At 66.6% G+C, this 9,907-nt stretch carries 6 protein-coding genes and 3 tRNA genes; 6 read left to right on the forward strand and 3 right to left on the reverse strand.

Annotation, left to right across the window (positions count from 1 at the left end):
• Window positions 1–7: 7 nt before the first annotated feature.
• From AC5P7A_RS08055 to AC5P7A_RS08065, 3 genes are all read right to left on the reverse strand, one after another.
• The gene (locus AC5P7A_RS08055; protein ID WP_495220019.1) at window positions 8–1,228 is read right to left on the reverse strand and encodes an EAL domain-containing response regulator; all 1,221 of its coding nucleotides are present in this window, start codon (window positions 1,226–1,228) and stop codon (window positions 8–10) included.
• A complete protein-coding gene (locus AC5P7A_RS08060) occupies window positions 1,225–3,996 on the reverse strand; it encodes a response regulator (protein ID WP_495220020.1) in 2,772 nt (923 codons plus the stop codon). The genes AC5P7A_RS08055 and AC5P7A_RS08060 overlap by 4 nt, the downstream gene beginning before the upstream one ends.
• A 163-nt stretch (window positions 3,997–4,159) precedes the next feature.
• Window positions 4,160–6,898 (reverse strand): TonB-dependent receptor plug domain-containing protein, encoded by a 2,739-nt coding sequence (locus AC5P7A_RS08065; RefSeq protein ID WP_495220021.1) that lies wholly within the window; start codon window positions 6,896–6,898, stop codon window positions 4,160–4,162.
• 169 nt (window positions 6,899–7,067) lie between these two features.
• Between AC5P7A_RS08065 and AC5P7A_RS08070 the strand changes: the two genes are divergently transcribed.
• From AC5P7A_RS08070 to AC5P7A_RS08095, 6 genes are all read left to right on the forward strand, one after another.
• A complete protein-coding gene (locus AC5P7A_RS08070) occupies window positions 7,068–8,087 on the forward strand; it encodes a cyanophycinase (protein WP_495220022.1) in 1,020 nt (339 codons plus the stop codon).
• 109 nt (window positions 8,088–8,196) lie between these two features.
• The gene (locus AC5P7A_RS08075) at window positions 8,197–9,213 is read left to right on the forward strand and encodes an isoaspartyl peptidase/L-asparaginase family protein (protein ID WP_495220023.1); all 1,017 of its coding nucleotides are present in this window, start codon (window positions 8,197–8,199) and stop codon (window positions 9,211–9,213) included.
• 137 nt (window positions 9,214–9,350) lie between these two features.
• Window positions 9,351–9,436, forward strand: a tRNA-Tyr gene (locus AC5P7A_RS08080).
• A 24-nt stretch (window positions 9,437–9,460) separates the two neighbouring features.
• Window positions 9,461–9,534 (forward strand) — tRNA-Gly (locus AC5P7A_RS08085).
• A gap of 49 nt (window positions 9,535–9,583) precedes the next feature.
• Window positions 9,584–9,659, forward strand: a tRNA-Thr gene (locus AC5P7A_RS08090).
• Window positions 9,660–9,700: 41 nt separating this feature from the next.
• Window positions 9,701–9,907: GTP-binding protein (locus AC5P7A_RS08095; RefSeq protein ID WP_239503135.1), on the forward strand; the 207-nt coding region annotated here is incomplete at its 3' end.

Below are 9,907 nucleotides of genomic sequence, written 5' to 3' on the forward strand. Positions count from 1 at the left end.
ATCCGTGTCAGCGCAGGTCGGCTCGCGGCGACTCGTCCAACTGCGGCGCTTCTTCGTCCAGCAGGCGGGTGAACTCGTCCGACGGCAGCGCCTGCGAGATCAGGAAGCCCTGCACCTGGCTGCACCCCAGCTGGCGCAGGGCAGCCAGGTCGGCATCGCTTTCCACGCCCTCTGCCACGATGGTCAGGCCCAGCTGGTTGGCCAGCGCGATCACCGTCGACAGGGTCAGGTGCAAGGCCGGGTCGCGCGCGCATCCGCTGACCAGCGCGCGGTCGATCTTGACCTCGGTGAAAGGGGTATTGACCAGGTTGTGGACCGAGCTCAGGCCCTGCCCGAAATCGTCCTGGGCCAGGCCGAAGCCCTTCATGCGCAGGCGGCAGGCGCCGGCATAGAAGTCGCTGACGTGCCGCGTGGTGCTGTTTTCCATCAGTTCGAAGCACAATTCACCGGGCGTACCGCCGTTGGCCAGGGTCAGTGCCAGCAGTTCGTCGGGCAGGTCCGACTGCTCCAGCAGGTGAGGGGGCAGGTTGATCGATACCGGTACCCGGAACCCTTGCTTGCGCCAGCGTGCCTGCGCGCTGATGCTGGCCTCGAGCATCATCCGCAGCAGATCGCCCTCCAGCCCGTAGCGGCAGATTGCCGGCAGGAAGCTGCCAGCGGCCAGCGTGCCCAGCTGCGGATGTCGCCAGCGCACCAGTGCTTCGGCCGCCACCACGCGTCCTGACTGCAGTGACTTCTTCGGTTGGAACCAGGCCGTCAGGCTGCCATCGGCCATGGCCTGGCGCAGCTGCGATGCATCCGGTTCGGGCGCAGCCGCCGCGCGCGTAGGGGCCTCGCCGGCGGCCGGACGCGCCTGCGCCAAGGCCTCGAACAGGGCGTCCACGTCGGCGGCCGCCACCGGCTTGGGCAGCAGGCCGACCACATCCAGCCCCAGCGATTCGGCCATCAGCCGTGCCGAGGTCATCATCCGCCGCGGAGCCGCGCTGACCACCGCAAGGCGTGGCGGGCGCGGCTGTGCCGCCAGCGCCTGGATGAACTGGATGCCGTCCTGCCCGGGCATCAGCAGGTCGCTGACCACCAGGTCGTAGGGCTGGCACGCACACAGCGCGATGGCCGCATCCACGTCTTCGCAGGCGTCGACCTGCACGCCTGCGTGGCTGCCGAACAGATTGGCCAGGAAACCACGCTGGAAGGGCTGGTCTTCCAGGATCAGGACACGCTGGGTCATGCGGGGTCTCCTTGGCGCAGTGAGGTGAGCGCCTTGCGCAGGCGTGCGATGTCGATGGGTTTGCTCAGGTAGCCCTGCATGCCACTGGCCAGGCAGCGCTCGCGCTCCTCGGCAGTGGCATTGGCGGTGGCGCCGATCACCGGCACCGGGTTGCCGTCCTCGCGCAGCTGCCGGGCCAACGCGTGGCCGTCCATGCGCGGCATGTTGATGTCGGTCACCACCAGGTCGAAAGACTGCTCTCGGCATCGCTGCAGGGCTTCCACGCCGTCCTGTGCCAGCTCCACGTCGCAGCCGAGGGTGCGCAGCTGCTCGGCCAGGATCACCCGGTTGATCGGGTTGTCTTCGACGGCCAGCACGTGCAGGCCCAGCGGCATCGGCGTTGCCGCGCGCGATGTTTCCGGCAGCGCCGCACGTTGCTGCTGCACGTTGGCCAGTGCATTGCCGATCGCGGTCATCCCATGCAGGGTCACCACCAGGCTGCCATCGGCGGCAACGGTGGGCTGGTCGCCGCCGTCGATCGATGCCACCACGCGAGGGCCTGCCCAGGCCAGCGGCATCCCGGCCTCGCCGTCCATCAGGATCGCGCCGTCATGGTCCAGCAGTGCAGGGTCGCCCTGCAGGGGCTGTGCGTTGGCACCCCAGCGACGCAGCCAGCCGCAGGCACTGTCGACCAGTTCGCGATCACGGCCGCGCACCAGGATCGGCGGCTCCGGCAGCAGGGTCGGGCCATCCTCGGCGGCGGCCAGCACCGGCAAGGGCAGGCGCACGCTGAAGCTGCTGCCCAGGCCGGGCTCGCTCACCACCTGCAGCTCGCCGCTCATCAGGCGCACCAGGCGGTCGCTGATGGACAGACCCAGCCCGGTGCCCTGTGCACTGGCCGCGCCGCGGACCTGGCGGAACGGTTCGAACAACCGCGCCTGTTCCTCCGCGGCGATGCCCACGCCGGTATCGGTGACCTGCCAGGCGAGCACGCTCGATTCACCTTCGCGCTGTACCTGGCGCACGCGCAGTACCACCCGGCCATGCTCGGTGAACTTGATCGCGTTGCTGAGCAGGTTGCCCAGCACCTGGCGGATGCGGTCGGCATCACCCAGCACGCGCGTGGGCAGGCGCGGGTCGGTGCAGACCAGGATCTGCAGGCCCTTGCAGGTGGCCGAGGCAGCGAAACTGCGCAGCACGCTCTCGGTCAGCTCGCGCGGCGAGAACGGCGCCGGCTCCAGGCTGAGCTGCCCGGATTCGATCTTGGAAACATCCAGCACATCGCTGATCAACTGCAGCAGGACCGATGAGGAACTCTCGATGGTGCGCAGGTACTGCGACTGCCGGGCGTCCAGCGAGGTGTGCCCGAGCAGCTCCAGCGTGCCCAGCACGCCGTAGAGCGGAGTACGGATTTCATGGCTCATGGTGGCCAGGAACGCGCTCTTGGCCTGGTTGGCCGCATCGGCGGCCTGGCGTGCCGACGACAGCGCGGCCTGTGCCTGGCGGTGCCGGGAAATGTCATGGAACACGCACAGCAGCACGTCGTCGCCCTGGTAGCGGCAGGCCGCGTGCAGCACCTGCAGCTGACGACCGTCGCGGGTGGTGAATTCCAGTCCACGCCCGCGCTCGCCGGCATGTCCGCGCCATGGCGCCTGCCAGTCGCTGTGTTCGCCTTCTTCGCCAAGCCAGTCGCGTAGCAGCTGGTTGGAGAGCAGCAGCGCGCGGTCGCTGCGGCGCAGGACGCAGATGCCGACCGGCGCCATGTCGATCACCGTCGAACTGAAATCCAGGTTCTCCAGCAGCCTGCGCTGTTGCTGCAGGGCCGGCTGGATCAGCTGGAGGTCCACGCGATGCCGCAGCAGGCGCAGCGCGACGCCGGCCAGCAGCAGCAACAGCGCGCAGACCAGCAGCGGCACCGCCAGGTCACCCAGCAGCAGTTGCGACGGCAGGTGGTAGACCAACCGCCAGCCGTCGTTGCCGACACTTTTCACCAGCGCTACACCGCGCGGAAGCCCGCCACTCCACAGCGTGCCGAAGCTGTCGTCCTGGCGTTCCCGCAGGGTCTTCCAGCCCGCACCATCCAGACGCGGGGTCTGGCTGGACAATGCCGGCTGCCCCGCACGGTCGAGCAGCGCATAGCCGCCGATGCCCTGGCCGTCGATCATGCTCGCCGCCGCCGCGCCATCGAGCAGCAGCACCAGCCACTGCGTCGGATGCGGGCCGGCCTGTACCGGCTGCGCCAATGCAACGCCACTGTCACCCGGGCGCAGCCAGTGCACCGGGTCGGCCGCCTCCAGGCTGCCGCTGCGTGCCTGCAGCGCACGCAGCGATGGCAGTTGCGCCAGGTCCACGTCGACCTCGCCGCCGGCCAGCCAGTGCGTGCCGTGCGCATCGACCAGCAGCAGATGCGTCTGCAGTGCCTGCAGCGTGTGTTCGGCGCGCGCTGACAACAGCAGCCGCTGGCCCGGTTGGCCGCCAGCACCATCCAGCGGCACCTGGCGCATGCCTTCGCTGTCCGCCGCAGGTGCATCCGGGTTGCCCCTCACTACCGAATCGCGCAGATAGCGCAGCAGGGCTTCGCGCTGGTCGAAATAGATCTGGGCCCTGTAGGCCGCTGCATTCATCTCGCGGCGATGGGTCGAGATGTCCTCGGTGAATGCCGTGAGCAGGTAGAAGCCGGCCGCGGCGGCCAAGCAGACGAAGACGCACACGGTCAGGCAGCGCAGCAGCACCGACGCGGTGGTCGATGGCACGGCCTGCTGCAGCGAAGGGCGGGGGAAGCGGAACATGCAACGATGCTAGGGAGCGGCGCGCGCGGCGCGGAATCAGCTGTTTCCTAAAATCCCCGGCTGGCCGGTCGGGCCGGAGCCTGCGCGCGGGTACCGTTCAGGCGGCGGAAAAAAAGAACCCCCGCCGAAGCGGGGGTCTCCTGTATCGGCGCTGGCCGGGCGCTTACAGCGCGCTGCCACCGAACTTGTGGGTGTACTGCAGGTTGATCGTGCGCCCCACGCTGTCGAACCAGGACACGTCGTAGTACGGGTATGCAGTGTAGGTACGGTCCTTCGGCGGCATCTTGTTGAACACATTGACCACCGACAGCGACAGGCGCGAGTGGTCGTCGAAGCGGTACTGCAGCGAGGCGTTGTAGCGATAGGTCGCCTTCACGTACGGGCTGTCGCCGCTGTCCCAGTCGAACACCTGGTCGTAGCTGTCCGAGGTCGGCAGGTTGCCCAGGCGCGAACCGTACACCGTTGCCGACCACGCATCCTTTTCCCAGGTCACGCTCAGGCTGGTCTTGGTGCGTGGGATGTCGAAGCCGCTGTTCACTGCGAACTGGTCTTCGGTGCGGTCGCCCGGGTAGCGCTGGAAGTCATGCTTCTTCACCCAGGTGTGGGTGCCGTTGAAGATGAAGTCGCCGATGCCCGTCTGCAGGCGGTAGCGCAGGCCGACGTCGATGCCGGAGGTGGATTCGCGGGCGACGTTGATCGGCGCCACGCGCACGCCATACAGGCGCCCGTCGTTGCTGCGGGTGATGCGGGCGAGTGCATCCACGCAGGTCGGCGAGGTGATGTCGGCGCTGCCCAGGCGGCAGTTCGCTTCGTTGGCCAGGATCGTGCGCACGTCCATGTCCTGCACCTGGTCGCGCATGTCGATGTCGAACCAGTCCACCGACAGGTCCAGGCCGACGGCCGGCGACCAGACGAAGCCGGCACTCCACGAGGTGCTGGTTTCCGGGTCGAGCTGGCGGTTGCCGGTGCGGCTGCGGATCAGGTTGCGCTCGTAGTCGGCGCAGTCGGTGGCGCCGTCGGCGCGGCAGCTGTACAGGTCTTCGGCGGTGGTCTCATCGTTGCCCGGGCCGGCGAATACATAGTGCAGGTCCGGCGCACGGAACGCGGTGCCATACGAACCGCGCACCAGCAGCGTGTCGATCGGGCGCCATTCCAGGCCACCGCTCCAGGTCGCCTTGCCGATGGTGTGGCCGGAATAGCGGTACTGGTCGTAGCGGCCGGCCACGCTCAGGTTGACCGTTTCGTGCAGCGGCATGCGCAGCTCGGCCGCCGTAGCCCAGCGGTTGCGCGAACCTTGGCCGTCCGAATCCTTCCAGCTGTAATAGTAGTACTGGGTCGCCAGCGGATCAGGATTGAGCGAGTACGCCTGCTGGCCCACTTCCACGGTCGCGGCGAAACCGGCGTCACCGCCGGGCAGGCCGAACAGCGCGGAATTGGTCAGAGTGAATGCCGCCGTCTCCGTGCGCGACTTCGGCGTGTAGGTGGTACGCGCGGCGATCGAATCGTACTCGGCGCGGGTCAGCGGCCGGTACAGGCGTGACGGGTCGGCGTTGTAGATCGGGAAACCGTCGTCATCCACGCCCAGCTGCGGGCCGAGGAACAGGTCATTGGCCTTGGCGGCGATGATCTGCGCCCAGCTGATCCGCGACTGGTACTGCGAATGGCTCAATGCCGCTTCGTAGTCCCAGTTGCCGGCCAGGTTGCCCTTGAAGCCGGTGGTCACGCTGAAGGTCTTCTGCGTGCTGCGCACCATGGCATTGCGCAGGCCACCCATTTCCTCGGGCGAGAACTGGCGCTGCCAGAACTCGATCTCGCCGGTGGCTTCGTTGTTGAAGTAGCCCGACTCATCGCCGTTGGCGTCCATGCGGCCCCACTTGGTGACGTCGCGCATCAGCGACATCGTGTGGTAGCCCAGCTGCACGTCGGCGAACCACTGCTGGCCATTGTCGAAGTCATGGCTCAACGACGCGTAGCCGTTGGCACCGCGGCGCTTGCTGAGGATGGTGCCGTAGCCGATCGAGCTGTCGCTGCCACAGTAGTAGCCGTACTTCGGGCGGTAGGCGCGGTAGGTGCTGCCCTGGTTCTGGCCGGACAGCGCTTCGCAGGTGGCGGCGCCGGGGTCCAGATAGTCATCGTTGTAGTCGGTGCGCAGGTACGCACGGCGCGCGATGCGCGAACCCTCGGTGGGGCCGTCCTGGGTCGAGTCCTGGATGTCGCGCTCATAGGCCCACAGCGGCGTCTGCGACTGCAGTTCGACGCTGTATACCGCGTTGAAGTTGCCACGGCTGAAACCGCTGGCGATGCTCATGTCGAACGACTCGCCACCGCCTTCAGTGGTGGTGCCCATGCGCATGTCGATCGTGGTGCCGTCGGCCTTCTTCTTCAGGATGAAGTTGACCACGCCGGCGATCGCGTCCGATCCATAGATGGCCGAGGCGCTGCCGGTCAGTACTTCAATGCGCTCGATCATCCCCAGCGGAATGTTGGAGACATCGGTGAAGTTGCTGCGGCCCTTGAACGGCATCGGGAAGTCGGCGATACGGCGGCCATTGACCAGCACCAGCGTGTGGTTCGGGCCCAGGCCGCGCAGGTCCACCTGCTGGGCACCCGGCGAGAAGTCGGCGCCGCTGGAAGACTGCTGGCTCTGCGTCTCACCGCCGTTCTGGGTCATCGCACGCAGCACGTCCGGCACGCTGGTGAAGCCACTGGAGCGGATCTGTTCGGCGTTGATCACCGTGATCGGGGCGGGGCCTTCCACCTGGGCGCGCGGAATGCGCGAACCGGTGACCTGCACCGCGTCCAGTTGTTGTACCGGAGAGGACGCCGGAGCCTGGGCGGCCGCGGAAGCAGCCACACCCATCAACGCTAGCTGGATCGACCACGCCATCGCCTTTCTACGCATGAGGAATTCTCGGAAATGAAGCCGGCCCGCAGAGGAGGGGCCTGTCCCCCATTCAGATTTCCGGAATGGGCGCGCGCATTTAACGCCTTTTTTATGTCCTTGACTACTGGGTCCCTATCTGGCAAAGAGTGAAAACGCTTGCAAGTCGATTTTGTTCAGGGAGATCAAGATGCGACGCGTTCACCGGACCCTGCGTACCCCTGTTGCCTGGCTGGCGCTGCTCATGCTGGCCTGGCCGTCGGCCGCGCCCGCGCAGGATCTGCAGGGCCCGGGCTTTTCCTATTACGAGGTCGGCGACCTTGAGGCCCCACGTCCCGGGCCGCGTGCATCCGCGATGATGCTGATGGGCGGTGGCGAGTGGGTGCCGGATGCCTTCCAGTGGTGGTTGAAGCAGGCCGGCAATGGCCGTGTACTGATCCTGCGTGCCTCCGGTGGCGATGAACTGCAGGACCGCCTGTACCGCGAGATCGGCGGCACCACCGCGGTACAGACGCTGGTCTTCGACAGCCGCCGCGGTGCCGATGATCCAGCCGTGCTGCGCGTGGTCGCTGCGGCCGATGCCATCTTCATTGCCGGCGGCGAACAGTCGCGCTACATCCGCTTCTGGAAGGGCACCGCACTCAACCGCGCGCTCAACGCCCATGTACGCGCCGGCAAGCCGATTGCCGGTACCAGCGCTGGCCTGGCCATCCTCGGCGGCTATGCCTATGGCGCCATGGATGGCGGCAGCATCAGCTCGGCCGGTGCGCTGGCCGATCCGATGGGCAGCGCAGTCACCATGGACAGTGGCTTCCTGCAGATGCCCTACCTGCAGCGCGTGGTCACCGACACCCATTTCGACAAGCGTGACCGCCTTGGCCGCCTCATCGTGTTCGTGGCACGCGCCGCGCAGGACAGCGGCGACCCTGACATCGTCGGCATCGGCGTTGATGAGGACACCGCCCTGTGCGTGGAGCCCGATGGCCAGGCCCAGGTCTACAGCGCTGATGGCGAGGGCAAGGTCTGGGTGGTCAGCCCCGGTCGTGATGCCGATCGCCTGGTCGAGGGCGAACCATTGCGCTTCCATGCCGTTCCAGTGACCGTGGTCGCCAGTGGCAGCCGCATGCGCCTGGACGATTTCCAGGCCGAGGCCGACTACCAGGCCGTGGCCGACATCAGCGACGGCGAGATCGAGTTCACGCTTCGGTAGCGCCGGCCGCTGGCCGGCAACTCACTTTCCCTGAGCTGATGCGCCCCTTGCGGCCAGCGGCCGGCGCTACCCTGCAATCCATTCCCTTGTCCTGCTGGAGACGTACCTGATGAAACTGCGCCTGGCGCTGTCCGCGCTGCTGTCCTTGCCATTGATCGCCCAGGCCGCCCCGGCTGCGTCGCCATTGCTGGTCATCCATGGCGGCGCCGGCGTCGAACGCAAGGACCTGTCGCCGACCGAAGAGAAGGCTGCGCGCGATGCGTTGCGCGCCGCACTGCTGAAAGGCCATGCCGAACTGGCGGCCGGTCGTCCGGCGCTTGCAGCGGTCACTGCGGCAATCACCGTGCTGGAGGACGATCCGACCTTCAACGCTGGCAAGGGCGCAGTGTTCACCCATGACGGCCACAACGAGCTGGATGCGGCGGTGATGGACGGTGCCACCCAGGCAGCAGGTGCGGTGGCCGGCGTGCAGCGGGTGCGTAACCCGATCCTGCTGGCGCAGACCGTGATGCAGAAGTCCAGGCACGTGATGATGGTAGGGCAGGGTGCCGAAGCCTTCGCGGTGGAGCAGGGCATTGCTCTGGTTGATCCCTCCTACTTCCGCACGGAGAAGCGTTGGCAGCAGCTGCAGCGCGCGCTTAAGGAAGAGGCCAATGGCCAGGCCCATGCCGACCTGGAGACCGCAAAGCACTTCGGTACCGTCGGTGCGGTCGCGCTGGATGCGCAGGGGCAGCTGGCCGCCGGCACCTCCACGGGCGGCATGACCAACAAGCGCTATGGCCGGGTGGGTGACTCGCCGATCATCGGCGCCGGCACCTGGGCCGATGCGCGCTGTGCGGTGTCGGGCACCGGCTGGGGCGAGTACTACATCCGCACCGCGGCCGCGCACGAGATCTGTGCGCGCATGCGCTACCAGGGGCAGAGCCCGGAGCAGGCCGGCAAGGGCGTGATCAACGAGACGATTCCGCAGATGGGCGGCGACGGTGGTGCGATCGTGCTTGCCGCGGACGGCAGAATGGCCACGCCGTTCAACACCCAGGGCATGTATCGGGGCTGGATCGGCGCCGACGGAGTCCCCCATGTCGCAATTTTCGCCAGCGAGACCCTGCCGGTCCCCGGTCAATAACCTTGCGTATCAATGGGTTTGCGACAACGTGTGAAAAAGATGGAAAAAAGCGTTGACAGCCCCCCGTCCCATCAGCAGAATAAGCGGCTCACCACCACACACCGCAACGCTTCGGCGGCAACGGAATGGGGTGGTAAGGAGGGATACCCAAGCGGCCAACGGGGGCAGACTGTAAATCTGCTGGCTTACGCCTTCGGTGGTTCGAATCCACCTCCCTCCACCAGTTTCACGTTGTGACATTCCCGGCGCGGGAGTAGTTCAATGGTAGAACCTCAGCCTTCCAAGCTGATGGTGCGGGTTCGATTCCCGTCTCCCGCTCCATTGAATGAACTTTGAATCTTATCGAGTTCATGTCATAATGCAAAACTCGGCTCACGTAGCTCAGTCGGTAGAGCACTTCCTTGGTAAGGAAGAGGTCGAAGGTTCGATTCCTTTCGTGAGCACCATCTTAAGCATCACCTCTCAGACGAATTCGAGATAAGCAGCCATGGCCAAGGGTAAGTTCGAGCGCACCAAGCCGCACGTCAATGTCGGCACCATCGGTCACGTCGACCACGGCAAGACCACGCTGACCGCCGCACTGACCAAGATCGGTGCCGAGCGCTTCGGTGGCGAGTTCAAGGATTACTCCTCGATCGACGCCGCGCCGGAAGAAAAGGCTCGTGGTATCACGATCTCGACCGCGCACGTCGAA

The sequence above is a fragment of the Stenotrophomonas sp. YJH_SMC_65 genome (assembly GCF_059369475.1).

Coding starts and splice junctions, on each gene's coding strand:
- AC5P7A_RS08055 (WP_495220019.1), bottom strand. CDS start 1,228: ATGACCCAGCGTGTCCTGATCCTGGAAGACCAGCCCTTCCAGCGTGGT.
- AC5P7A_RS08060 (WP_495220020.1), bottom strand. CDS start 3,996: ATGTTCCGCTTCCCCCGCCCTTCGCTGCAGCAGGCCGTGCCATCGACC.
- AC5P7A_RS08065 (WP_495220021.1), bottom strand. CDS start 6,898: ATGCGTAGAAAGGCGATGGCGTGGTCGATCCAGCTAGCGTTGATGGGT.
- AC5P7A_RS08070 (WP_495220022.1), top strand. CDS start 7,068: ATGCGACGCGTTCACCGGACCCTGCGTACCCCTGTTGCCTGGCTGGCG.
- AC5P7A_RS08075 (WP_495220023.1), top strand. CDS start 8,197: ATGAAACTGCGCCTGGCGCTGTCCGCGCTGCTGTCCTTGCCATTGATC.